General features: G+C 62.7%; 21 protein-coding genes. 12 read left to right on the top strand and 9 right to left on the bottom strand.

Translation table 11 applies throughout. From position 1 onward, the window contains the following. Positions 1-13: 13 nt before the first annotated feature. The 4 genes from WBN73_RS02310 to WBN73_RS02325 all read right to left on the bottom strand — a co-directional run bounded on the left by WBN73_RS02310 (position 14) and on the right by WBN73_RS02325 (position 2,730). Positions 14-1,057 carry a Tad domain-containing protein gene (locus WBN73_RS02310; RefSeq protein ID WP_337339359.1) on the bottom strand — a complete coding sequence of 348 codons (1,044 nt, stop codon included), beginning with the start codon at positions 1,055-1,057 and terminating at the stop codon, positions 14-16. Next, positions 1,045-1,452, bottom strand: a complete 408-nt coding sequence (locus WBN73_RS02315) for a TadE/TadG family type IV pilus assembly protein (protein ID WP_337339360.1) — start codon at positions 1,450-1,452, stop codon at positions 1,045-1,047. The genes WBN73_RS02310 and WBN73_RS02315 overlap by 13 nt, the downstream gene beginning before the upstream one ends. A 101-nt stretch (positions 1,453-1,553) precedes the next feature. Then, complete coding sequence (locus WBN73_RS02320; protein WP_337339361.1) at positions 1,554-1,760, bottom strand: Flp family type IVb pilin; 207 nt, start codon at positions 1,758-1,760, stop codon at positions 1,554-1,556. Positions 1,761-2,085: 325 nt separating this feature from the next. Further along, a complete protein-coding gene (locus WBN73_RS02325) occupies positions 2,086-2,730 on the bottom strand; it encodes a prepilin peptidase (protein ID WP_337339362.1) in 645 nt (214 codons plus the stop codon). Between the two features lie 287 nt (positions 2,731-3,017). Here WBN73_RS02325 and rplM point away from each other — a divergent pair, with 287 nt between their 5' ends. The 3 genes from rplM to glmM all read left to right on the top strand — a co-directional run bounded on the left by rplM (position 3,018) and on the right by glmM (position 5,527). Then, positions 3,018-3,461, top strand: coding sequence for a 50S ribosomal protein L13 (gene rplM / locus WBN73_RS02330; protein ID WP_011775554.1), 444 nt, complete (start codon positions 3,018-3,020; stop codon positions 3,459-3,461). 39 nt (positions 3,462-3,500) lie between these two features. Further along, positions 3,501-4,007 (top strand): 30S ribosomal protein S9, encoded by a 507-nt coding sequence (gene rpsI / locus WBN73_RS02335; protein ID WP_089595774.1) that lies wholly within the window; start codon positions 3,501-3,503, stop codon positions 4,005-4,007. 155 nt (positions 4,008-4,162) lie between these two features. Continuing rightward, positions 4,163-5,527, top strand: coding sequence for a phosphoglucosamine mutase (glmM, locus tag WBN73_RS02340; RefSeq protein ID WP_207594216.1), 1,365 nt, complete (start codon positions 4,163-4,165; stop codon positions 5,525-5,527). Between the two features lie 67 nt (positions 5,528-5,594). On the opposite strand, the gene WBN73_RS02345 is transcribed toward glmM, so the two are convergent. Further along, complete coding sequence (locus WBN73_RS02345; protein ID WP_337339428.1) at positions 5,595-6,398, bottom strand: M15 family metallopeptidase; 804 nt, start codon at positions 6,396-6,398, stop codon at positions 5,595-5,597. A gap of 67 nt (positions 6,399-6,465) precedes the next feature. Further along, positions 6,466-7,437: a type I pantothenate kinase gene (coaA, locus tag WBN73_RS02350; RefSeq protein ID WP_011775550.1), complete on the bottom strand. Its 972-nt coding sequence runs from the start codon at positions 7,435-7,437 to the stop codon at positions 6,466-6,468. 139 nt (positions 7,438-7,576) lie between these two features. Here coaA and glmS point away from each other — a divergent pair, with 139 nt between their 5' ends. From glmS to WBN73_RS02390, 8 genes are all read left to right on the top strand, one after another. After that, positions 7,577-9,460 (top strand): glutamine--fructose-6-phosphate transaminase (isomerizing), encoded by a 1,884-nt coding sequence (glmS, locus tag WBN73_RS02355; protein WP_207594215.1) that lies wholly within the window; start codon positions 7,577-7,579, stop codon positions 9,458-9,460. Between the two features lie 4 nt (positions 9,461-9,464). Continuing rightward, positions 9,465-9,812 (top strand): holo-ACP synthase, encoded by a 348-nt coding sequence (locus WBN73_RS02360; protein ID WP_337339363.1) that lies wholly within the window; start codon positions 9,465-9,467, stop codon positions 9,810-9,812. 17 nt (positions 9,813-9,829) lie between these two features. Continuing rightward, positions 9,830-11,407, top strand: coding sequence for an NAD(P)H-hydrate epimerase (locus WBN73_RS02365; RefSeq protein ID WP_337339364.1), 1,578 nt, complete (start codon positions 9,830-9,832; stop codon positions 11,405-11,407). Positions 11,408-11,476: 69 nt separating this feature from the next. Further along, positions 11,477-13,756 (top strand): glycogen debranching protein GlgX, encoded by a 2,280-nt coding sequence (gene glgX, locus WBN73_RS02370; RefSeq protein ID WP_207594213.1) that lies wholly within the window; start codon positions 11,477-11,479, stop codon positions 13,754-13,756. Continuing rightward, positions 13,753-16,065, top strand: coding sequence for a malto-oligosyltrehalose synthase (treY, locus tag WBN73_RS02375; RefSeq protein WP_207594212.1), 2,313 nt, complete (start codon positions 13,753-13,755; stop codon positions 16,063-16,065). Before glgX ends, treY begins: the two co-directional genes overlap by 4 nt. A 58-nt stretch (positions 16,066-16,123) precedes the next feature. Further along, the gene (gene treZ, locus WBN73_RS02380) at positions 16,124-17,893 is read left to right on the top strand and encodes a malto-oligosyltrehalose trehalohydrolase (protein ID WP_207597609.1); all 1,770 of its coding nucleotides are present in this window, start codon (positions 16,124-16,126) and stop codon (positions 17,891-17,893) included. An 81-nt stretch (positions 17,894-17,974) separates the two neighbouring features. Continuing rightward, positions 17,975-19,012, top strand: coding sequence for an L-glyceraldehyde 3-phosphate reductase (mgrA, locus tag WBN73_RS02385; RefSeq protein ID WP_207594211.1), 1,038 nt, complete (start codon positions 17,975-17,977; stop codon positions 19,010-19,012). A gap of 171 nt (positions 19,013-19,183) precedes the next feature. After that, entirely contained in the window at positions 19,184-20,269 is a 1,086-nt protein-coding gene (locus tag WBN73_RS02390) for an inositol-3-phosphate synthase (protein ID WP_207594210.1), read from the top strand. A gap of 191 nt (positions 20,270-20,460) precedes the next feature. Here the strand turns inward: WBN73_RS02390 and WBN73_RS02395 are convergent, their stop codons facing one another. Together WBN73_RS02395 and mshA are read right to left on the bottom strand one after the other, a co-directional pair. Then, a complete protein-coding gene (locus tag WBN73_RS02395) occupies positions 20,461-22,149 on the bottom strand; it encodes a formate--tetrahydrofolate ligase (protein WP_337339365.1) in 1,689 nt (562 codons plus the stop codon). A 103-nt stretch (positions 22,150-22,252) separates the two neighbouring features. After that, entirely contained in the window at positions 22,253-23,497 is a 1,245-nt protein-coding gene (gene mshA, locus WBN73_RS02400; RefSeq protein WP_337339366.1) for a D-inositol-3-phosphate glycosyltransferase, read from the bottom strand. Positions 23,498-23,622: 125 nt separating this feature from the next. On the opposite strand from mshA, the gene WBN73_RS02405 reads away from it, so the two are divergent. After that, a complete protein-coding gene (locus WBN73_RS02405; RefSeq protein ID WP_207594207.1) occupies positions 23,623-24,141 on the top strand; it encodes a GNAT family N-acetyltransferase in 519 nt (172 codons plus the stop codon). Here WBN73_RS02405 and WBN73_RS02410 read toward each other — a convergent pair. Beyond that, the gene (locus tag WBN73_RS02410; protein ID WP_337339367.1) at positions 24,122-25,519 is read right to left on the bottom strand and encodes a 6-phospho-beta-glucosidase; all 1,398 of its coding nucleotides are present in this window, start codon (positions 25,517-25,519) and stop codon (positions 24,122-24,124) included. The genes WBN73_RS02405 and WBN73_RS02410 overlap by 20 nt on opposite strands. Positions 25,520-25,542: the final 23 nt, after the last annotated feature.

Raw genomic sequence — 25,542 nt, forward strand, 5'->3', positions numbered from 1 at the left:
ACTCTGTGAGTAACTACTCGGTGAGCAATACGACCGAAGCCCCATAATTAGGAATGCCTCCGGTAACTTGCATGCCCTCTTCGAGGGACACAAAGCGTGAGAAAAACCCCTGGAGTCCACGGCAGTTTCCCGTGCAGCTTGGTGCCAGGGGGTCCAGCACGGCCCCAGAGCCGCTGAACTTGTATCCGGTGACTTGGAATGCTGCAAAACCAACCAAGGTGTATTTCGCATTGCTGCCATTGCCCGTGGCTGTCTTGAAGAGTGGTATCAGTGCAGGCTCGTCCATGATGGTGGAAAGGGCGGCGTCGCAGGCAGCAGCGTTAGGGAAGTGATTACCGGTTTGTCCATTGACAGTCGCGTCCAGATCGATGTCGGTGGAACAACCGGAATCGGTGACGAGCCAACCAAAGCCACCAGGTTGGTAGCCGTTTTGCACCGCACACCCCGGCACGGTTGGTGCGTTGGTGTCGTAGCGCAACAGCAGGTGCGTTGGTGTCGGATCTCCTGTGAAATTCCCCGTCGAATTAAGGGACGCGAGCTGGGCTGGCGAAAGATACTTCTTGAAAACGCATTCGCTCACCGTCCAAGGCAATGTTGTGGCAGACGATGGGGCTCCCCAGGAAGCTTCGGCAACTGCGCCGATCTGAGCCGTCTCATTACCCAGTGCCTGGGCGAAGAAGAGACTAAAACTGTTGGCGCCGGTTTCGGCGTCCCGGGCGTTGGTGACTACCCGCACCGTGTTTGTAGAGGGGAACGAAACTGCCGCGCCACTTGACGCGTCATTGGCATTGTTGTTGGCGAACGAGTCGCCGGTGGCTGAGCTATTCCCGCAATTACCGTTGGCGCAGTCTGTCGCTATAGCCAGTGCTGCAGCATCGGCGCCGTTCTGTAGCTGGGCCTTCTCTGCGTACATCGCTCCGACATCCACCGCTAATGCGGCAAATCCAAGGAGGACCACCATGAGGCCAGCGACGACGACCGTCGTGGCGCCGCGTTCGTCGTTGGAACGCGCCTCAGCGACGTGACCACGCTTGAGGAGTTTAGTTAGCCGCCGCATCTCATCACCCCGACTCCTGACATGTTGATGGGGAAGATTCCGGAGCCACCGAAGAAGCCGGCATCCAGAAAACCAGTCAACGACTGCAGGGAAACGCTGGTGGTGACTTCCACGTTGGCTCCGGGCGCACAGCTCGAAGCGTTGTCCGAGACGGTGACCCCCAGGCCGTCGAGTGCCGGCGCGGCAGCCAGCGCTGCGCCCGATACGTCCAGTGTGCCGTCCTGGTAGTGCACCGCTGCGTGGCGGGCTCCTTCACGCGCAGCTTGAGTCAGGGAAACCTGGACGTTGTAGGCACGCCCAAACTCCATGATTCCGAACAGGATTAGCAGCAAGAGTGGCAGAATGATGGCCATTTCTACGGCCGCGGCGCCACGCTCATTCGTTTTGGATTTCACATCCGTCTCCCGGTCCCAGATACCAACAGAATGTTGCTTTTAAAGCGGTTGGTTGGTCGTGGTGGCTAAATAGCCGCCACGACCAACCGCGGAACCAGGAGTTAGGCAGCTGGTGCGCCACCGAGGTTGATGCCGTCGAAGAGGCCATCGACCCGCACACCGAGTGCGAAGGCTGCAGCACCGACGACGACTGCGATGGCGGCGACCATGATGCCGTATTCAACCATCGTCGCGCCCTTCTCTTCTTTGGTGAAGCGGTCCTTGACGCCGGCGATGTACGAGGTGATGGTGAACATAAGAGTAGACATTGGAGAGTCCTTCCCAGAATGAATGAACAGGTTGTTTTATAGGTCCAGCAAATTATCGGAATTTGCATTTATACGTTTCCCGAACTACCCCCATGTATCCTTTAGCGGTTCGGAATTCGATGAGATAAGAATTCACCCTGGGCGGTCGGCTGAACAATGCGTAGTTGTACTCGAATTCCTGATAAGGCCGGCACGTGGGCACCCGTAGGGGGTGGGGGGAGTACTCAGTTTCAGGCGGACGGAAGGTCAGGGACTACTTGGTTTTGACAGTAGCCTTATGAAAATCGCACTAAAGGGGAGTCGTGAAAGGCTCACATGAAGGGCGCTATTGGAGTACCAGGATGACGCCGAGGGCCGCAGCGAACATGGCGGGTCCGTGAGCCGTCTCTTTGGGCTTTTCCGCTGATCTCAGGCGCAACATCAGTACCGTCAGCACCCCGCCCACCACGAAACCCAGCAGGCCACCGTAGAGTACTTGCCCCCAACCCAAGTACCCCAAGTACATTCCAACGGGTGCCGCAAGCTTCACATCGCCCATTCCGAGGCTCCCAGGCGAAATAAGTCCCAGAATCAGGTAGCCGGCGAACAGGATCGCCCCTCCCGCGAGGGCCCGGATGAGGTCTGGCCAGCCTGGCGCGAAGGCTGCGGGAGCCAGCAAAAGCAGCAGGCCACCCCCTAGTAAAAGCAATACCAAGGGGTTGGGCAGCAAATGCAGGGTGAAATCAATGCGGGAGAGCTGTACGCCGAAAAGAGCCAACAAAAGAAATGCCGGCAGGTCCAAAGAAGGGCCAAACCGCCACGCGAGCAAGCCAAACAGCAGCGAGGTGAGAGCCGCCGTCGTGATCCGGACCCTCGGGGAAGGTGGTCCGCCGAGCCGCGGCGTCCGCACTGAGATGAGCCACTCTGCAGCAGGGCTCAGGAGGAGGCCCGCGAGGGCGATAATGAGTGGAAAGGCGGGCCCGTCGGTCATGTGCTCTCCCTCAATCAGTGCCCAACCCCCAAGGGCGATTACCCCATTTTGACCCGGGCGGCCCGTTGAAGGTATTGTTTAGAGTCGTTGTGCGTGTCCTATCTCGATGACACATGCCTTACGGGGGATCCAGTTGCAGGATCGCCAACTCCTGAGGCATTTCGAGATTCTGGGATGACTGGTACATAGAGCCCTCACCTCTGCTCCGGTAGCGCATACATAGTAGGTACACGCCTTATTGCGTGTCGCCTAAAACATGAACGCCAGAACAAGAACGAGGCAAAACCGTGCGTACGTACACCCCGAAGCCCGGCGATATCAACCGCCAGTGGCACGTCATTGACGCCACCGACGTTGTCCTTGGTCGTCTTGCCAGCCAGACCGCAACACTGCTGCGCGGAAAGCACAAGCCGACCTTTGCGTCCCACATGGACATGGGCGACTTCGTCATCATCATCAACGCTGAAAAGGTTGCCCTCACCGGCGCCAAGCTGGAGCAGAAGCGCGCATACCGCCACTCCGGTTACCCGGGCGGCCTGACCTCCGTCAACTACGCCGAGCTGTTGGAATCCAACCCGGTTCGCGCTGTTGAGAAGGCCATCAAGGGCATGCTCCCCAAGAACTCCCTCGCCGCTCAGCAGCTGGGCAAGCTCAAGGTCTACGCAGGCCCCGAGCACCCCCACGCCGCTCAGCAGCCGAAGACTTTCGAAATCACCCAGGTCGCCCAGTAGTCCTGGCCACCAACTAAACTTTTTATTACAAGGAGAACCGTGGCTCAGAACGAAGAACTGACCGCCGAAGCCGTCGAGGCTGAGGAAACCCTCACCAGCTACACCTCTGAAAGCACATCTGGTGAAGATGCGCCCAAGAAGGAACGCCCGGCACTGACCGTTGCCGGCGCAGCTGTTGGCCGCCGCAAGGAAGCCGTTGCGCGCGTTCGCGTTGTACCGGGTTCCGGCAAGTGGACCATTAACGGCCGCACGCTGGACAACTACTTCCCGAACAAGCTGCACCAGCAGGATGTCAACGAGCCCTTCAAGATCCTTGATCTCGAAGGCGCTTACGACGTCATCGCCCGTATCCACGGCGGTGGCATCTCCGGCCAGGCCGGTGCACTGCGTCTCGGTGTTGCTCGCTCGCTGAACGAGATCGACGTCGACAACAACCGCGCCACCCTCAAGAAGGCCGGTTACCTGCGCCGTGACGCCCGCGTCATCGAGCGTAAGAAGGCTGGTCTCAAGAAGGCACGCAAGGCTCAGCAGTACTCCAAGCGTTAATTCGCTTCGCCCCTGCATTGGGGCATCGAAAGCCCGTTCCGCCACTTCGGCGGGGCGGGCTTTCGCCGTTAAACACGGGCGTCGCACGGCGCGCATGTGACGCTCCGACACGCTCCTGAACTGATGGTGTCCCGGCGTCGTCTAAACTTGAGCCGATGTCTAGATTATTTGGAACAGATGGCGTGCGCGGTCTCGCGAACGGATTGCTCACCGCCGAGCTGGCTATGCAGCTTGCCCAGGCCGCCGCCGTCGTACTCGGCCATGACCGCACAACCAACGGCAAGCGGCCGCGCGCCGTCGTCGCCAGGGACCCCAGAGCGAGTGGTGAGTTCCTCGCCGCCGCCGTGGAAGCAGGGCTTTCCAGCTCCGGAATCGACGTCTATGACGCCGGTGTTCTTCCCACCCCTGCGGCCGCTTACCTGGTGGCAGATCTCGACGCCGATTTCGGCGTGATGCTGTCGGCCTCCCACAACCCCGCGCCGGACAACGGCATCAAGTTCTTTGCCCGCGGCGGCCAGAAGCTCCCGGACCACGTCGAAGACGCCATCGAGGCGCAGCTCGGCAAAGAGCCGCAGCGCCCGGTGGGAGCCGACGTCGGACGCATCCAGCGTTTCTCCGACGCTGAGGACCGTTACATCGTGCACCTGCTGGGAACGCTTCCCAAGCGCCTTGACGGCCTGAAGGTGGTCCTTGATTGCGCCCACGGTGCTGCGAGCGGTTGTTCACCCCAGGTGTTCAAGGACGCCGGCGCGGACGTCGTAGTGATCGGCGCTGAGCCGGACGGCCTGAACATCAATGAGGGCGTAGGCTCCACCCATCTGGGCCCGTTGAAGGAAGCAGTTCTCCAGCATGGCGCCGACCTTGGCGTAGCCCATGACGGCGACGCCGACCGTTGCCTCGCCGTGGACCACGAGGGCAATGAAGTGGATGGCGACCAGATCATGGCCATCCTTGCACTGGCCCTCAACGAGGCTGGAAAGCTCAAGGACAGCATCCTCGTGGCCACCGTCATGAGCAACCTCGGCCTCAGGATCGCGCTCAAGAGTGCCGGTATCACCATCCGCGAAACCGGCGTCGGCGACCGTTACGTCCTCGAAGAAATGCGTAACGGCGGCTACAACCTGGGCGGCGAACAGTCCGGCCACGTGATCTTCTCCGATTACGCCACCACAGGTGACGGTGTTCTGACCGGCCTGCAGCTTGCAGCGCAGGTTGCACTGACAGGCCGCAGCCTCAAGGAACTCTCCACCGCGATGACCAAGCTCCCGCAGCTGATGATCAACGTCAAGGGCGTGGACAAGGCCCGCGCCGGTACCGACGAAGGTGTGGCGGCCGCTGTTGCTGCAGCCGAACTCGAACTGGGCGAAACCGGCCGCGTGCTGCTCCGCCCGTCGGGCACTGAAGCTCTGGTCCGTGTCATGGTGGAAGCCGCTGACATGGAAACGGCTGAGCGAATCTGCAACAGCCTTGCTGCAGTAGTTAAGGAACGCCTCGGCGCTTCCAGCGAGATGGCTGTCTAAAGAAGCCGGAACGAGCTTCGGCCCGCACCCCTGCCTGGCAGGGGAGCGGGCCGAAGCCATTTAAGGGCTAAAGGTAATCCGGGGCCGCTTCGAGGCCGAAATACTCTTCGAGCGTCACGATGCCCCGCGTGACCATGTCAGTTGCTGCCTCCACCCCGATGTAACGCAGGTGCCACGACTCGTAAAAGTACCCGGTGATGTCGTGGAACATCCATGGGTAGCGGACCACGAAACCGAACTTATGGGCGTTGGCCTTCGACCACACCGCTGCCGGTTGCTCAGCGAAACACGGCTGGAAGCTGCAGGCCCCACCACCGTCGGCAATGTCGAAGGACCAACCTGTTTGGTGTTCGGAGTGTCCCGGGCGGGCCGAGGCGCGGTCGGCTGCGGCTTGGCCCGTGCTGGCGACATAGCCGCCGTACGTGGCCACTTGGGTTGAGTAGGAGCGGTAGCCCGATGCCAACGCCATAACGACGCCTTCCGTCGCAGCAGCACTGAACATCTTTTCTGCGGCAGCCGCCGTCGTGCTGTTCAGCAGGGCGGCTTCGCCGCTGACGGCGAGGCGGATGTTCGGCTGTACCAGATCGGTTGGGACGAAGTCCTGGGGGTTGAGGGGGCGGTGTTTGTTGACGATGACCCAGGGGCTGGCGGGGTCCGACAGCGAATGCTGCGATGTAACTGCGCTGGAGGGCGCGGCACTGGAAGGCGTGGCGCTGGGCGACGGCGCGGCCGTCTCAGGCGCGACCGTTGCCGGCTCCATGGCGGGGGAGCTGGAAGGGGCCGTAGAAGGCGCAGCAGCCCCACTGGCGGCGGTTGCGGCGGCGGGGGAGGGTGCGGCAGCTTCCGGCGTGCACGCGGACAACGCTGCCATCCCAGCGCCAGCGGCGATCAAGCCTGCAAAAGCGCGCCGGCTGGGCAGCGGCTGGGGATCGGCCACCTTAGACCTTCCTCAGCAGCATGCGGCGGATGGAGTGGTCGGCGTCCTTGGTGAGAACCAGCTGGGCGCGCCCACGGGTGGGCAGCACGTTTTCTTCAAGGTTGGGTTCGTTGATGCGCTTCCAAATGCCGCGGGCGGTGGATTCGGCGTCGTCGTCGGAGAGCGTGGCGTAGCGGTGGAAGTAGGATTCCGGCTGCGCAAAGGCGGTGGTGCGCAGTTTGCGGAAACGGTCCACGTACCATTCCTCGATGTAGGAGGTTTTGGCGTCCACGTAGATGGAGAAATCGAAGAAGTCGCTGACGGCCAGTCCTTGTTTTCCGTCCATCCGGGGGCGGGCGGGGGCGAGGACGTTGAGCCCTTCCACGATCAGGACGTCGGGACGCCGGACCACCACTTCCTTGCCCGGCACGATGTCGTACGTTACGTGAGAATACCAGGGTGCGCGGACTTCCTCGGCGCCGCCTTTGACTTCCGACACAAAGCGGAGGAGCCCCCGCCGGTCATAGGACTCGGGAAAACCCTTGCGTTCAAGAAGGTGCCGGCGCTTCAGCTCGGCCAAGGGATAGAGGAAACCGTCCGTGGTGATGAGTTCCACGTTGGGGGTACCGGGCCATCGCCGGAGCATTTCCCGGAGCACGCGGGCGATGGTGGACTTGCCAACCGCCACAGAACCGGCGACGCCAATCACGAACGGAGTGCGCTGGGTCTGTTCGCCCAGGAACGTGGTTGTTGCAGCATGAAGCTGGTGGGAAGCCTCTACATACAGGTGCAGAAGCCGCGAAAGCGGGAGGTAAACCTCCCTGACTTCCTTCATGTCCAAGGGGTCGCCGAGGCCGCGGAGACGGAAGATGTCCTCTTCGTTGAGGGGCTGCTCCATCTGCGCTGCAAGCCTGGACCACGTTTGACGGTCCAGCTCTACAAACGGGGAAGCGCCGTCGCCATTAGCTTCGGTGCGTTGCAAAGTCACGCTCATGATTCTGCCCTCCACGCGGCGGATCAGGAAATGCGCGACGACGGGAGGGTGAATTGTGGGGGCTGGACATCATAGCGGCAAGGGGAAGAGCTGGGATGTCCCACGTCAGTTGTTTGCGCTAGCCGTTAGGCTTGTACCCATGTGTGGAATCGTAGGCTATGTTGGCAATTCGTCTCGCAAGGCAGCTGGTCACAGCGCCCTTGACGTCGTCGTGGAAGGGCTGCGTCGTCTTGAGTACCGCGGCTATGACTCCGCAGGCGTCGCAGTGGTGGCTGACGGGGCAATCTCGTCCCGTAAAAAGTCCGGCAAACTGAGCAACCTGATCAGTGAACTGGAAGCAAATCCAGTACCTGAATCCCTGACTGGCATCGGCCATACCCGTTGGGCCACCCACGGCGGACCGACCGACCGCAACGCGCACCCGCACCTCTCTGACGGCGGCCGCCTTGCACTTATTCACAACGGCATCATCGAGAACTTCGCAGAGCTCAAGCAGGAACTGCTGGCCAAGGGGGTTACCTTCGAGTCCGAAACCGACACCGAGGTTGCCGCCGCGCTGGTTGGCGACATCTTCCGCACCCAGCTCAACGGCGACGGCGGAAACCTCACCGAAGCGATGCGCCTGGCCTGCCAGCGACTCGAAGGCGCTTTCACCCTTCTTGCAGTCCACGCAGACCAGCCGGACGTCGTCGTAGCTGCCCGCCGGAACTCCCCGCTGGTGGTTGGCTTGGGCGAAGGCGAGAACTTCCTTGGCTCCGACGTCTCCGGCTTCATCGACTACACCCGTCGTGCCGTGGAACTGGGCCAGGACCAGATCGTCACCATCACCGCGGACTCCGTGGAGATCACCGACTTCTTCGGCGCTCCCGCCGAAGGCAAGGAATACCACGTTGACTGGGACCCGGCATCTGCCGAAAAGGGTGGCTTCAACTCCTTCATGGAGAAGGAAATCCACGACCAGCCTGACGCCGTTGCGCAGACCCTCCTGGGCCGCTCGGATCTTGATGGCAAGCTGACCCTGGACGAGGTCCGCATCGATCCGGAGCTCCTCAAGCAGGTTGACAAGATCATCGTGCTCGCTTGCGGCACCGCGGCGTACGCCGGCCTGGTTGCCAAGTACGCAATCGAGAACTGGTGCCGCATCCCCACGGAGGTGGAGCTCGCCCACGAGTTCCGCTACCGCGATCCGATCGTCGACTCCAACACACTGGTGGTTTCCATCAGCCAGTCCGGTGAGACCATGGACACGCTGATGGCCGTCCGCTACGCCCGTGAACAGGGTGCCAAGACGATCTCCATCTGCAATACCAACGGTTCCACCATCCCGCGCGAATCCGACGCCGTGCTCTACACGCACGCCGGTCCGGAAATCGCGGTGGCCTCCACCAAGGCATTCCTGGCGCAGATTACTGCCGCCTACCTGCTGGGCCTTTACCTGGCTCAGCTGCGCGGCAACATCTTCTCCGGCCAGATCAAGGACGTCCTCGCGGACCTCAACAAGATCCCGGCCAAGATCCAGAAAATCCTGGACAACGCAGGCCCCCTGCGCGAGCTCGCCCGCAGCATGAAGGACGAAAAGTCCGTGCTGTTCCTGGGCCGCCACGTCGGCTACCCGGTTGCCCTCGAAGGTGCTTTGAAGCTCAAGGAAATCGCGTACATCCACGCTGAAGGCTTCGCCGCCGGTGAGCTCAAGCACGGTCCGATCGCCTTGATCGACGACGGCCAGCCGGTCTTCGTTGTGGTGCCGTCTCCGCGCGGCCGCGACTCCCTGCACTCCAAGGTGGTCAGCAACATCCAGGAAGTCCGTGCACGTGGTGCCCGTACCCTGGTGATCGCTGAAGAAGGCGACGAGTCGGTCAAGGACTATGCAGAGCATGTGTTCTACGTACCTGAAACGCCCACGCTGCTGATGCCGTTGCTCACTACCGTTCCGCTGCAGATCTTCGCTGCTGAACTGGCCGGAGCCAAGGGCTATGACGTGGATCAGCCGCGTAACCTCGCCAAGAGCGTGACCGTAGAATAACGCCATGATTGTTGGCATTGGCGTAGACGTCGTAGACATCGAACGGTTCGGCCGGCAGCTGGAACGGACGCCCGGACTCCGGGACCGCCTGTTTGTTCCTGCCGAACGGGAACTCAACACCCGCTCCTTGGCCGCACGTTTTGCGGCCAAGGAAGCCGTGGCCAAGGTCTTGGGTGCTCCCGCGGGCATGAACTGGCAGGACTGCTGGATCGGTCTCGATGAGAACGGTCCTACAGTCCAGGTCAAGGGAACTGTGCTGGCAGTCGCCGAGGCCAAGGGCGTCAAGCGCTGGCACCTGTCCATGAGCCACGACGGCGGCATCGCTATGGCGACTGTCCTCGCCGAGGGCTAGACGGACTCTCAACAGCAATGATCAGCGCCTTCACCGGACAACAGATCAGGGATGCGGAACAACCGCTCCTTGACGCCGGTGAGGGCGCTGTTCTTATGCAACGGGCAGCGTTCGGGCTGGCCCAAGCGGTGGTGCGCGAGGTCAAAACCCGGCGCAGGCTGGCGGGCACCAGTGTGACTGTCCTGGCAGGCAAGGGCAACAATGGCGGGGACGGTCTCTTCGCCGCGGCCCTGCTGGCCCGCCGGGGGATGCGAACGACGGCGGTACTCGCCTCGGCTGAAGTACACCCGGAGGCGTTGGCTGCTTTTGCCGCAGCCAACGGGAGGACCTTGTACCTCGAACCCGGGAATGCTGAAGAACTCGCGGTCCTGTGCGCCGCTGGCGATGTGGTCATCGATGCCCTGCTCGGGACGGGTGCGCGTGGGGGCCTGCGTGGCCCTTCAGCGGAACTGGTTGCGTGCCTCCAGGAACTGCGTCCACGGTTGGTAGTGGCCTGTGATCTCCCCAGCGGCCTGGACGCCAACAGCGGTGAAGTTCACTGGCCGGTGCTGGAAGCAGACGTCACAGTCACCTTTGGAGGCGTGAAGGCGGGGCTGATGACCGATCCCGGTGAGGGCAGTGCCGGGCGGGTGCACGTGGTGGAGATCGGCATCGAAGGATCGCTAACGTCCCAGCAGCCGGAGCTCCGCCGCCTCACCTCCCAGGATGTAGGGGCAGTACTGCCCCATCCTGGCCGCCGGGCACACAAATACTCCCGGGGTGTCCTGGGCGTCGTAGCCGGTTCGGTTCGGTTTCCCGGTGCTGCTGTCTTGGGTGTGCATGCCGCAGCCCTCGCAGGAGCTGGGATGGTGCGCTACGCCGGCCCCCAAACGGTGGGACAGTTGGTGCTCGCCCAAACCCCCGAAGCCCTCTGGGAACCCGACAAACCCGGCCGCGTCCAGGCGTGGTTGCTGGGCTCGGGCGTTGCTGGGGAAGGGCAGCTGGAGCGCGCGAGGGACGCTGCTGCGGCTGCCCTGGCCGCCGATGTGCCGGTGGTGGTGGATGCTGGTGCACTGAGCCTCCTTCCTGAGCGCTGCCCGCCCCATTGGATACTGACGCCACACGCTGGAGAACTGGCTACACTTCTGGACTCCCTTCCCTCCACGGGGGAGGTAGCTGTGACCCGTGATGACGTGGAGTCGCGTCCGCTGCATTTCGTACGGCAGGCCGCCGAACAAACGGGCGCCACCGTGCTCCTGAAGGGAGCCACCACACTGGTGGCGTCGCCGTCGGGCGTTGTTTTCAGCCAATCCGAGGGCACCGCGTGGATGGCGACTGCGGGAAGCGGGGATGTCCTGGGGGGAGTGCTGGGCGCGTTGCTGGCGCAGAGCGCGGAAACGATCAAGGACGACGACGGCGCCTATGCCGGCTTGGGACTGGACGTTGCCGACCGCTGGGCTGCTGTGGCGGCTGTTGCGGCGAGCGTCCATGGACGCGCAGGAACGGCAGCGTCCGCGGAATTGGCCGGCGGCCCCATTACAGCGTCGGCGATCATGGCAGCGGTACCAGGCGTCATCGGTTCGCTCAACGCGGAATGCGACCGTCCAAGACCCTAAGGTTACTGTCCGTGTCATGGGTCATGAGTAGGCTTGCAGCAGTTGTTCGCATCATCAAGAGGAGAACGCATGGAAGTCTGGCCTGGATCGGCTTATCCGCTGGGTGCCACCTTTGACGGCACCGGCACCAACTTCGCGCTGTTCAGCGAGAAGGCCGAAAGAGTAGAGTTGTGCCTCTTTGACGACGACGGCGGGGAAGTCCGCGTGGAAGTCACCGAGGTGGATGGTTACGTATGGCACTGCTACCTTCCGCAGGTTCAGCCGGGGCAAAAGTACGGTTACCGTGTGCACGGGCCATACGACCCCGACGCCGGTCAGCGCTTCAACCCCAACAAGTTGCTGCTGGATCCTTACGCCAAGGCCATCCACCGGCAGATCGACTGGGACCCGGCGCTGTTCTCGTACAACCTGGGGGACCCGGATTCCCGCAATGATGAGGACTCCGCACCGCACATGATGCTGGGCGTCGTCATCAACCCGTTCTTTGACTGGGACGGAGACAAGCTTCTGCGGATTCCGTACCACAAGTCGGTCATTTACGAGGCCCACGTTAAGGGCTTGACGCAGATGCACCCGGAGGTACCCGAAGAACAGCGTGGTACTTATGCCGGTGTGGCCCACCCTGCGGTCATCTCGCACCTGCAGAAACTGGGAATCACCGCCATTGAACTGATGCCGGTGCACCAGTTCGTCAACGACGGCATTCTGCAGGACAAGGGTTTGAACAACTACTGGGGCTACAACACCATTGGTTTCTTTGCGCCCCACAACAGCTACAGCTCCAAGGGCGATACCGGCCAGCAGGTCCAGGACTTCAAGGCCATGGTGCGTGCCCTGCACACTGCGGGCATCGAAGTCATCCTGGACGTGGTGTACAACCACACGGCAGAGGGCAACCACCTGGGACCCACGTTGTCCTTCAAGGGGATTGACAACTCCGCGTACTACCGCCTGGTGGAAGACGACCAGAAGTACTACATGGACTACACCGGCACGGGAAACTCGCTGAATGTCCGGAGCCCGCACTCCCTTCAACTGCTCATGGACTCCCTGCGGTACTGGGTGACCGAGATGCACGTGGACGGTTTCCGGTTCGACCTCGCGTCCACGCTGGCCCGCGAGTTCTACGACGTCGACAAGCTTTCAACCTTCTTCGAACTCATCCAGCAGGATCCGGTGGTTTCCCAGGTGAAGCTCATCGCCGAGCCGTGGGACGTTGGTCCCGGCGGCTACCAGGTGGGTAACTTCCCGCCGCAGTGGACCGAATGGAACGGCCAGTACCGCGATACTGTCCGCGACTTCTGGCGCGGGGAACCGTCCACCTTGGGTGAATTCGCGTCCCGGTTGACCGGCTCCGCAGATCTTTATGAGCACTCGGGGCGCCGTCCGGTAGCATCGATCAACTTCGTCACGGCCCACGATGGCTTCACCCTGGCCGACCTCGTTTCCTATAACGAAAAACATAATGAGGCCAATGGCGAAGACAACAACGACGGCGAATCCCACAACCGCTCGTGGAACTGCGGCACCGAAGGACCCACCGAGGACCCCACAGTCCTGGGCCTGAGGGCGCGCCAACAGCGCAACTTCATCGCCACGCTGTTCCTCTCGCAAGGTGTACCCATGCTGCTCCACGGCGACGAGCTCGGCAGGACACAGCGCGGCAACAACAACGGCTACTGCCAGGACTCTGAACTGACGTGGATCAACTGGGAGAACGTGGACCAGCCGCTCATCGAGTTCACCGCTGCCGTGTGCGCACTGCGTGCCAAGCACCCCAGCCTTCGACGAAGCCGGTTCTTTGATGGACGCCCGGTGCTCCGAGGCGAAGGCGAACGTCTGCCGGACATCGTATGGTTGGACGCTGACGCGAGCACCATGAGTCCCTCGGATTGGGATGAAGCGCTGGGACGCTCCGTTGGTGTTTTCCTGAACGGCGATGGTATTCACGGCCGTGATAACCAAGGACGGCGCATTACCGACGTCAACTTCCTGCTCTACTTCAACGCGGATCAGGACGAGGTAGGCTTCCGGATTCCCTCGGATGAATACGCACCGGCATGGGATGTCATGATCGACACCGCCGGAGAAGGTGCCGAGGCGGGTGTCGTCAAGCCGGACCAGATCCTCATGGTCGGTGCCAAGTCCCTGGTAGTACTGCGTGCGCACAGCACTCCCGAGATAGAGCCTGACCACTCCGTGGCAGCATCACTGGCTGCGCTGACCCAGACGAGCACTCCGGAAACGGCGTCCATCACGGCTCCTGCTGTGACGTCGCTGCCCTTCGACTACAAGGGAGACGCCCCGGCCGACGAGGAGTCCGGAGCAACGAAGAAGGCGGATTCATGAGGACTCCCGTCTCGACGTACCGGCTCCAGATCCGGCCAGAATTGACACTCCAGGACGCGGCGGAGCTCACGGGCTACCTGCGGACCCTCGGGGTGGACTGGGTCTATCTCTCGCCCATCCTGACCGCGGAGGAGGGATCGGATCACGGCTATGACGTCACCGATCCCTCCACCGTGGATCCCTCGCGCGGTGGTCCCGAGGGGCTCGCTGCACTTTCAAAGGCGGCCCGGGAACAGGGCTTGGGCATTCTGGCCGACATTGTGCCCAACCACATGGGTGTAGCCTCGGCCGGGCAGAATGCCTGGTGGTGGCAGCTCCTGAAGGAAGGACCCGGGTCCAAGTACGCCGAGGCCTTCGACGTCGATTGGGATTTCGGTGGGGGGAAAATCCGTATTCCGGTCCTGGGCAGCGATGAGGACTTGGAGCAACTCACTGTGGTGGACAGTGAACTGCACTACTACGATCACCGTTTTCCCTTGGCCGAGGGCACCTTTGCCCCTGGTGACAGTCCCCAGGACGTCCACGCCCGGCAGCACTACCAGCTCATCGGCTGGCGCAGGGCCGACGCCGAACTGAACTACCGCAGGTTCTTCGCGGTGAATACCCTCGCTGGTGTCCGGGTGGAGATCCCATGGGTCTTCGACGAGTCCCATGAAGAGATCGTCCGGTGGTTCCGTGAGGAACTGGTGGATGGGCTCAGGATCGACCATCCGGACGGCCTGGCGGATCCCGAGGGCTATCTGGCCAGGCTGCGGGAAGCAACGGGCGGCGCGTACCTGCTTGTCGAGAAAATCCTGGAGCCGGGGGAGCAGTTGCCGGACACCTTCGACTGCGAAGGTACCACCGGTTATGACGCCCTCGCTGACGTGGACCGGCTTTTCGTGGACCCCGCAGCTGAGGAATACCTCGATTCCCTCGACGCCAGGCTGCGGGATGCGGATGCCCCGGCGGACTACGAGGAGATGATCCACGGGACCAAGCGCCGTATTGCGGATGGCATCCTGCGGTCAGAGATTCTGAGGCTCGCACGCCTGGTGCCTCCTTCCATGGACTTGCCGGCGGACAAGGTGGCCGATGCCATCGCGGAAGTCATTTGCTGCTTCCCGATCTACCGCACCTACCTCCCGTACGGTCAGGACGTCCTGGTGGAATCCATCCGCCATGCCGCGGAAAACCGTGCAGATCTCAAGGCGGTATTGGAAGACCTGACGCCGTTGCTGCTCGATTCCACCGGCGCCTTGGCCCGGCGTTTCCAGCAGACCTCCGGCATGGTGATGGCCAAGGGTGTGGAGGACACAGCCTTCTTCCGCTACACCCGTCTGGGTACCCTCACCGAGGTAGGGGCCGATCCCACCGAATTCGCCGTGTCCAGCGGGGTCTTCCATGAGCGCATGGCCCGCCGCCAGCAGGTCCTGCCGTTGTCCATGACCACGCTGAGCACCCATGACACCAAGCGAAGCGAGGACGCCCGGGCGCGTATTTCGGTCATTTCCGAGGCCGTCCCGGAGTGGGAACTCTTCTTGGGGACAGTGCAGGAGTTGGCCCCGATTCCGGACGGCCCGTTGGCCGCGCTGGTGTGGCAGTCAATTGTTGGTGCGTGGCCGGCAGACCGCGGGCGTCTTCAGTCGTATGCCCTGAAGGCGGCGCGCGAGGCCGGTAACTCGACAAATTGGACCGACCCCAACCAGGACTTCGAGCGCCACTTGGCTGCCGCCGTCGACTCTGTCTTTGATGTGCCGGAGGTTGCAGCGGCGCTGGCCAACTTTGTCGCTGAGCTCGAACCGTACGGGACGTCCAACTCGTTGTCGGCCAAGCTGGTCCAGCTGACCATGCCCGGGGTTCCTGACGTCTACCAGGGCACGGAATTCCGCGACGGCTCCCTGACTGATCCTGACAACAGGCGGCCCGTTGACTTCCAGGCCCGTATGACTGCCTTGGCGGAGCTGGACAACGGCGCTGCGCCACAGTTCACGGATGAGGCAGCCAAGCTGCTGGTGGTGTCCCGTGCGCTGCGGTTGCGGCGCGATCGGCCTGAGCTCTTCGGCGGATACCTGCCGGTGGTCGCACAAGGTGCGGCCGCAGATCACGTAGTGGCCTTCGACCGCGGAGCTGATCGGCGCGGTGCCCTCACGGTTGCCACCCGACTGCCCAAGCGGCTTGCGCGGGAAGGCGGCTGGCGGGACACAATCATCGAATTGTCCGTCAACGCCCGGGACGAACTCACCGGACACACATACAGTGCCGGCACTGTCCAATTGGCCACGTTGTTGGAGCAGTACCCCGTGGCACTGCTGGTGCCTACGGACTGATCCCCACCACCGCAAACCATCACTGCAACGCACGCTTGAACACGCATAAGGGAGCATGATGCTGGAGCACGCTGCTGGAAAAAACCGCTACGACGTCTGGGCGCCGAACGCCGACTCGGTCCGGCTTGTTGCCGATGGACGTGAGTACCCCATGGAACACCACGACGCCGCCGCCCCGGGCTGGTGGCGGGCGCCGGCTGATGTGGCTGGCCAGGAAAGTGACGGTGTACCGTACGGGTACATCGTGGACGGAGAGGGTCCGTTCCCTGATCCGCGCTCGCGGAGGCAGCCGGACGGAGTGCACGAGTTGTCCGCCACGTTCGATCCCTCCATCCATGAGTGGCAGGACTCGGCTTGGAAGGGACGGCAGCTCAAGGGAGCCGTCATCTATGAGCTTCACCTGGGTACCTTCACACCGGAAGGAACGCTGGATGCCGCCGCTGCCAAGCTGGACTACTTGGTGGACCTTGGCGTGGACTTCATCGAGTTACTTCCGGTCAACGGTTTCAACGGTGTCCACAATTGGGGCTACGACGGAGTGCTTTGGTACGCCGTCCATGAGCCCTACGGCGGCCCAGCGGCGTACCAGCGATTCGTGGACGCCGCGCATGCTGCCGGCTTGGGCGTCATCCAGGATGTCGTCTACAACCACCTTGGACCCAGCGGAAACTACCTGCCCAAGTTCGGCCCCTACCTGAAATCAGGGGAGGGAAATACGTGGGGTGACTCCGTCAACCTGGATGGCCCAGGCTCGGACGACGTCCGGCGCTACATCCTGGAGAACGCGGCGATGTGGCTCCGTGACTACCATGTGGACGGTCTCCGCCTCGATGCCGTCCACGCGCTGCGTGACGAACGGGCCGTCCACATTCTGGAGGAGTTCGGGGCTCTGGGCGATCAGATCGAGGCCGAGACGGGAATTCCCCGGACTTTGATCGCTGAGTCGGACTTGAACAACCCGCGCCTCATATATCCACGCAAGGACAACGGCTACGGACTTGATGGGCAGTGGAGCGACGATTTCCACCACGCCGTTCACGTCAACCTGAGCGGGGAAACCACCGGCTACTACGCGGACTTCGATTCACTGGCGGTCCTGGCCAAGGTGCTGGAGCATGGATTCCTTCACGATGGCAGTTACTCCAGCTTCCGCGGACGGCACCACGGCCGGCCCATCCGCAGGGATCTGGCGCACCCGTCAGCTTTGGTTGTCTGCCTCCAGAACCACGACCAAATCGGCAACCGCGCCATCGGTGACCGCCTCACCGCGTCGCTGTCCTATGGGAAGCTGGCCATCGGTGCTGTGCTGACCATGACATCTCCATTTACGCCCATGCTCTTCATGGGCGAGGAATTCGGTGCGTCTACGCCGTGGCAGTTCTTCACCTCCCATCCGGAGCCCGAGCTCGGGAAGGCTACCGCAGAGGGCCGCATCAAGGAGTTCGAACGCATGGGGTGGGACCCCGCGGTGGTGCCGGACCCACAGGACCCGGAAACCTTCCTCCGGTCCAAACTCAAGTGGGAAGAAGCCGGCGAGGGAAACCATGCACGCCTGCTCCAGCTGTACAAGGATTTAGCACAACTGCGCCGAAACACCCCCGAGTTGGTGGACGGTGGCTTCGGCAGCACAGTGGTGGAATACGACGACGACGAACACTGGCTGCAGATCTCCCGCGGCACTGTCCGGGTGGTGTGCAACTTCGGTGACGAGGCACTCGGGACACCCCTCAGCGGCTCCATATTGTTGGCCACTGACCATGAAGCAGTCCTCGATGAGGGAACACTGACGCTTCCCGGCGGGAGCGCCGCCGTCGTGCGCGTCAACTAAGCCATACACAATCCGGGGTGACGGCGCCCACATGGCGGACACCGCCGTCACCCTGGATTGTGCAGTGGCAGGATAGTACGTATGACTTATTCGGCCGCGGAAAACCGCTACGAAACCATGCCCTACCGCCGCGTCGGACGCAGTGGACTCAAGCTCCCCGCCATCTCCTTGGGACTCTGGCACAACTTCGGCGATGACAAACGTTTTGACGAACAGCGTGCCATCCTGCGCCGCGCCTTCGATCTCGGTGTCAACCACTTCGACCTCGCCAACAATTACGGACCGCCGGACGGCTCAGCCGAGACCAACTTCGGGCGCCACCTGAAGGATGATTTCAAGCCGTACCGTGACGAACTGGTCATCTCCACCAAAGCCGGTTACTACATGTGGCCCGGCCCGTACGGCGAGTGGGGATCCCGCAAATACCTGATTTCCAGCCTGGACCAGTCGCTGGAGCGCATGGGCCTGGACTATGTGGATATTTTCTACAGCCACCGTCCCGACCCCGAGACTCCGCTGGAAGAAACAATGGGTGCCTTGGACTACGCTGTTCGATCAGGCAAGGCGCTCTACGCTGGCATCTCCTCCTACACCCCGGAGCAGACCCTTGAAGCTGCCCGGATCCTCAAGGAGCTCGGAACCCCGCTGCTCATCCACCAGCCCAGCTACTCCATGCTGAACCGCTGGACGGAGAACGGCACGCCCAATCTCTACGAGGCACTGGACCAAGTAGGCGCCGGTTCCATCGCGTTCTCGCCCCTCGCCCAAGGAATGCTCACCAACCGCTACCTCAACGGCGTACCGGCCGATTCACGGGCCGCCAAGGAGCGGTTCCTGTCCGAAGCACAGCTGACCGAGGAGAAGCTGGACCGGGTCCGGGGATTGAACGCCATCGCCGAAGGTCGCGGGCAGACGCTGGCCCAGATGGCCATCGCCTGGATCCTGCGCGACCAGCCGAAGGGCTCGCCGGTGACCTCCGCATTGGTGGGTGCCTCAAGCGTGGCCCAGTTGGAGGACACGCTCAGCGCCATCAACAATCTGAAGTTCACCACTGATGAGCTGACGGCGATCGACGAGTTCGCTGTGGAGTCGGACATCAACCGGTGGGCCCAGAAGTAGCCTCGGAAGTTTCGCCATAAAACAGCAGGGGCCGGCCGGGAACAAAGCCGGCCCCTGCTGTGTTGGTTACAATGCAAGAGTGCGCCGAATGGCGCCGTGCCAATCAGTCGTGCCCTGGACTCAGTCAGGGCTGCGCCTGGCACATGAGGTTTAGTTCTCAAAAGGAGTTCCGTGTCTTCACATCCGATTCGTGTTGCCATTGTCGGCGTAGGTAACTGCGCCGCATCGCTGGTCCAAGGTGTTCAGTACTATCGCGACGCTGACCCCAAGGCCACGATCCCGGGTCTGATGCACGTCGAGTTCGGCCAGTACCACGTCAACGACGTCCAGTTCGTTGCTGCTTTCGACGTCGACAGCAAGAAGGTTGGACTGGACCTGGCCGACGCCATCGGCGCCAGCGAAAATAACACCATCAAGATCGCCGACGTCCCCGCCACTGGTGTCACCGTCCAGCGCGGCCACACCCTGGACGGCCTGGGCAAGTACTACCGCGAGACCATTGTTGAGGCACCGGACGAAACCGTGGACATCGTCGCAGCGCTGCGCGAGGCCAAGGCTGACGTCATGGTTTGCTACCTGCCCGTCGGTTCGGACCAGGCTGCAAAGTTCTACGCCCAGTGCGCCATCGACGCCGGTGTTGCGTTCGTGAACGCACTCCCGGTCTTCATCGCCGGAACCAAGGAGTGGGCTGACAAGTTCACTGAGGCCGGTGTCCCGATCGTGGGCGATGACATCAAGAGCCAGATCGGTGCCACCATCACGCACCGTGTCATGGCCAAGCTCTTCGAAGACCGCGGCGTTACGCTGGACCGCACGTACCAGCTGAATGTCGGTGGCAACATGGACTTCAAGAACATGCTGGAGCGCGATCGTCTCGAATCCAAGAAGATCTCCAAGACCCAGGCTGTGACCTCCAATGTTGAGGCCGAGCTGCACGCCGATGACGTCCACATTGGGCCGTCCGACTACGTTGCCTGGCTCGATGACCGCAAGTGGGCCTTCGTCCGCCTCGAAGGCCGCAACTTCGGTGATGCCCCGGTGTCCCTCGAATACAAGCTCGAGGTTTGGGATTCCCCGAACTCCGCAGGTGTCATCATCGACGCCATCCGTGCCGCCAAGATCGGCCTGGACCGCGGCATCGGCGGCCCGCTGCTGTCTGCTTCCAGCTACTTCATGAAGTCCCCGCCGGAGCAGTTCAACGACGACCTCGCCCGCGAGAAGGTTGAGGCTTTCATCCGCGGCGACATCGAGCGCTAAACACCTCTGTCACACCAAACGCCCCCGTATCCGATACGGGGGCGTTTGCCATTCTCCGAACCTTCTCTCACGTCCCTTGGGTTTGGTGCGGACGCTCGCTCACTTTTCTCAAAAGAGTGAGAGAGCGCTGGCCGGAAGGGCGCGGGATGTGAGAGAGCGTTGGTTGGAAGGGCGTGGGATGTGAGAGAGCGCTAGAAGAGGCCGGTGGGTTGTCCTTCGGGGTCCACGTCCATGCGCATCGCGGCCGGCTCCTTGGGCAGTCCGGGCATGGTCATGACAGCGCCGGTCAACGCGACAATGAACCCGGCGCCGGTCTTGGGGATCAGCTCGCGGACGTGCACGGTGAATCCCTTGGGCGCCCCCAGCCGGGAGGCATCGTCCGTGAAGGAATACTGTGTCTTGGCCATGCAGACGGGGAAGTCGGACCAACCGTTCTTTTCGATCTCCGCGAGGCGTTTCAGGGCGGGAACCGAGAACTCGACGCCGTCGGCCCCGTAGATCTCCTGCACGATGGTCCTGATCTTGTCCTCCACAGGGATTTCCAGCGGGTACAGGTGGTGGAAATCGGAGGGCGCGTCAAGCGCAGCTGCGACCTTGGCAGCGAGGTCGTCACCGCCGTCGCCTCCGCCGCCCCGGCCCCAGACGTCGGCGACGGCGGCTTCAACACCTTCCGCGGCGCACCAGGCGAGCAGCCACTCCAGTTCTTCGGGGGTGTCCGTGGCGAACTTGTTGATGGAGACAATGGGGGAGATACCGAACTTAGCGACGTTGCGGACGTGTCTCCGGAGGTTCTCCACCCCGGCGGCCACGGCTTCGACGTTCGGTCGGCTGAGTTGGTCCTTGGGGACCCCGCCCTGCATCTTGAGGGCCCGGATGGTCGCAACCACCACGACGGCGGATGGCGCCACCGCGGCGATTCTCGCCTTGATGTCCATGTACTTTTCGGCGCCGAGGTCTGCTCCGAATCCCGCTTCCGTGACCACGATGTCTGCGAGTTGCATGGCCGTTCTGGTGGCGATCAACGAGTTGCAGCCGTGGGCGATGTTCGCGAACGGGCCACCATGGACCAAAGCCGGTGTCCCGGCGATGGTCTGGACGAGGTTGGGCTTGATGGCGTCCTTCAACAGCATGGTCAGGGCACCCTCAACGCCGAGGTCGGCAACGGTGACCGGCGCGCGATCGTAGGTGTAGCCGAAGGTGATCCGACCCAGCCGCGAGCGGAGATCGTCCAGGTCCGTGGCCAGGCAGAAGACCGCCATGATTTCGGACGCGACAGTGATGTCGAAGCCATCCTGCCGGGGCACGCCCTGCACAGGGCCGCCGAGGCCGATGACTACTTCCCGCAGGGCACGGTCGTTCATGTCCAGCACGCGTTTGAAGGTCATGCGGCGGGGATCGATACCGAGTTCGTTGCCTTGGAAAATATGGTTGTCCACCAGTGCCATGAGGGCGTTGTTGGCGGAAGTGATCGCATGGAAGTCGCCGGTGAAGTGCAGGTTGATGTCATCCATCGGCAACACCTGCGAGTAACCACCGCCGGTGGCTCCGCCCTTCATGCCCAGGATGGGACCCAAGGATGGCTCGCGCAGGGCGATCATCACTTTGTGTCCCGCGCGTGCCAGCGAGTCTGCGAGCCCCACGGTGGTGGTGGACTTCCCTTCACCCGCCGGGGTGGGGGACATGGCAGACACCAGGACCACCTTGCCAGGTACTGTGCGTGCCGGGAGGACCAGCTTGGCTGGATTGATCTTGGCCTTATAGGGCCCATACAACTCAAGGGCATCCACTGTGATGCCCGCGCGTTGGGCGATGTCCACAATGGGCAGGATGGTGGCGTTGCGGGCAATTTCAAGATCAGACATGACCTTGTTCTCAGACATCGTTGTCCTTCGGCTGGGTGTCCCCGCAGCGGGGTTGGTGCTGCAGGCGTTGGTTCGCTGTGCGCGACAATCTATCAGTCCCGGCGGGGGATCCGGCGAAGACTCAGCGCCGGGGAACCAGCAGGCCACCTACTGCTTCGCGGTAGCTTTCCAAGGTGATGGCTGCCGTCCGTTGCCATCCGAAGGATTCGGCATGGGTGGCCGCCAACCGGCCCATGTCTTCCCGGGTCTGGACGTCATCGTAGAGGTCTTCCAGGGCGTCTGCCCAGTCGGAGGGGTCGTGCCCGTCCACCAGCATGCCCGTGCGCCCGTCGGAAATTGCGCGGGACAGGCCACCCACATTGGTGGCCACCACAGGTGTACCGCACGCCTGTGCTTCCAAGGCCACCAAACCGAAGGATTCGCTGAACGAGGGCATGACAACGACGTCTGCTGAACGGAACCAACTGGCCAGCTCCGGCGCCACGACAGGCGGCCGATGAGTAACGACGTCGGCCAGTCCGGCGTCTTCGATAATGTGTTGAAGGTTGAAATCCTTGGCCCCGCTAAGAGATCCCAGAATGGTCATCTCAAGGTCAATGTCCGGCCTGCGCTTGCGCAGGATTCCCGCGGCTTTGACGAACACCTGGGGGCCCTTGAGCCGCTGGATGCGGCCGGCGAAGAGGATATGGAAACTGTCCGGCCTGACATCCCGCAAGGATCGCGACTTCCGCCGGAAAGACGGTGTGAACACTTTGAGGTCCACGCCCGGCGGCGCGACGTCGATCCGGTCAAGATCGGCACCGTAGTGGGACACCAGTTCTTCGGCCTCGGCAGGAGTGTTGGCCACCAGCCGGGCTGCGCCATCCACAATCCGCTGCTCACCCTCCTCGCGGCGCCGGGGCTCGGGGCGTTCGCCGGATTCGAGGACCAGGTTTTTGACCTTGGCCATGGTGTGCATGGTGTGGACCAGCGGAACACCCCAAAGCTGGGCCAACTCAAGCCCTGCCACCCCGGAAACCCAGTAGTGCGAATGGATGGCATCGTAGCGGCCGTGAAGTTGGCTTCCCCGGATCCTGTCGATTTCTTCCACCATCTGATGCAGGAGGGCAGGCAATTCTTCTTTGGGCAGTTTCCGGCGCGGCCCGGCCATGACGTTGTGGACGCAGACGCCGGGACCTGGATGCTCGACGGCGGCTTGGCCCGCTTTGGTGGAACGGGTAAAGATCTCCACCTCCACCCCGGACTCCGCGAGTGCCATGGCCAACGCCCGGACGTAGACGTTCATTCCACCGGCATCACCGGCACCCGGCTGCTCCATGGGGGAGGTGTGCAAGGACAGGAACGCCACACGACGGATCAACGGCACCGCATTCCTCCTGACACTCACAGCAAACAGCAAACAGCCAACACGCCTTTGCCCTGCAGAAAACACTACTCCTGCTGATCAAAGCCACCCCACGGCAACCCGGTGTTCTGGACAAGGCTGCTAGCGTGGCCGCTGTGAGCCAAGAACAGACTTTCGACATCCGCAAAGCCACCCCTGAAGACTGGCCCGGTATCTGGGCCATCCTGGAGCCGGTAATCCGGGCCGGCGAGACCTTCACCTGGGATCGCGACACCTCCGAGGAAGCGGCCAGGAACAAGTGGACCAAGGACGCTCCCGGCCAGACGTTCGTGGCCGTGGGCAAGGACACGGGCCAGATCCTGGGAACAGGAGAGTTCCACGCCAACCAAGCCGGTGGCGGCAACCACATTGCCAACGCCGGGTACATGGTGGGGGCCAACAACTCAGGCCAAGGCATCGCCCGCGCCCTCTGCGCCTATTCGCTGAGTGAGGCCAAGGCGGCGGGCTTCTACGCAATGCAGTACAACGCCGTGGTGGAGAGCAACGTCCGGGCAGTGTGGCTGTGGCAGTCCATGGGCTTCCGGATCCTCGCTACGGTCCCGGAGGCCTTTGACCACCCGGAGATCGGGTACGTCGGCCTGCACGTCATGTATCGGAAGCTTTAGGGCCCCACAACTGCGCCAGTTCGGGAAAGGCTGCCTCGTACCCGGTGAGGAGTAGTTCGCCCAGCTCCGCCGATCCGATCAATGGATGCGCCGCGAAGGCACCCACGGCAGCGCTGCGCTCTCCATGGGCCACGGCGCGGATGGTCAGTCGTTCCACCTCCTTGACGTGCTGCATCAGCGTGAGGAACTGCCCGCCGGGCCGTGCTTGCGCAAGCGGCAACGCGCCGTCGGGCGTTACCTCGCAGGGAACCTCGACGACGGCGTCCGGCGGCAGCCCGGGCACGGCCACCTCCGCTGTGGCCAGGGCGCCTGACGGCAGCACCGGCGCGTTGGGCACGTTCAAAATCAGCTGGGCAGAACCGCCGCCGGACAGTGCCCGCATCACGGACAACGCCACGCGCTCATAGCCGCCGCCTGCGAGATCAGACTCGTCCCGTTGCTCTCCATGCGTACGCGCCTCGGCCAGGTAACCTTCCTCGCGGGCCCGGCGGGCGCCGTCCCACAGCTCAAAGGCGTGCGGGGCCTTTGCCAGGGCTGGATACAGGGCACTCTGCTGGTGGTGTATGGACGCTCCACGCGTTTCCTGCTGCCGGCGGATGGCGTCGGTAGCCTGCGCCGTTTGGTAGTAGTAGTAAAGGTATTCGTTGGGCAGGCAGCCAAGCTGCAGTAAGGTGTGCTGCCCAAACAGCCTGCCCTCTTCCAGGGACTCAAGGGCCGCATGGTCGGAAAGCAGGCCCGGCAGCAGATCCTGCCCGCCGGGTGCCAGCCGATACAGCCAACCGAGGTGGTTCAGGCCGAAGTAGCCCACGCCGTCGAGCGTTCCTTCTGTGAGCGGCGCGCCAACAGCCCGCGCCGCCCGGTGGACCAGGCCACCGGCGGAATCGCAGATACCGATTACTTTGCGCCCCAGCACCGGCTCCAGTGCTTCGGTGACCATGCCGGCGGGGTTGGTGAAATTGATAAGCCACGCCTCGGGGCAGTGGCGTCGCATCGCCTTGGCCAGTTCCAGCATGCGGGGGATCGAACGCAGGGCATAGGAGATGCCGCCGGCGCCTGTGGTTTCCTGGCCAAGGAGACCGAGGTCCAAGGCCACGCGTTCGTCGGCGATCCTGCCGGCGGTGCCACCGGGTCGGATGGCAGCAAAGACCATGTCCGCCCCAGTGAGGGCCTCCCGCAGGTCCGTGGACACCACGACGACGGGAGTGGAACCGCCGGCCGGGGGCATGTCCCCAATCACGGCCTCGATGGCTGCGAGCCGTCCGGCGTCGACGTCGTACAGCACCAACTCGTCCACCAGTCCGGCGAACGGGCCCGCGCATAAAGCCCGGTAGACAAGGGGTACCCGGAAGCCGCCACCACCGGCGATCATGAGCCGCATGACCCGAGTCTATGCAGGCCTCA

The sequence above is a fragment of the Paenarthrobacter sp. CCNWLY172 genome, assembly GCF_037402035.1.
Lineage (GTDB): Bacteria > Actinomycetota > Actinomycetes > Actinomycetales > Micrococcaceae > Arthrobacter.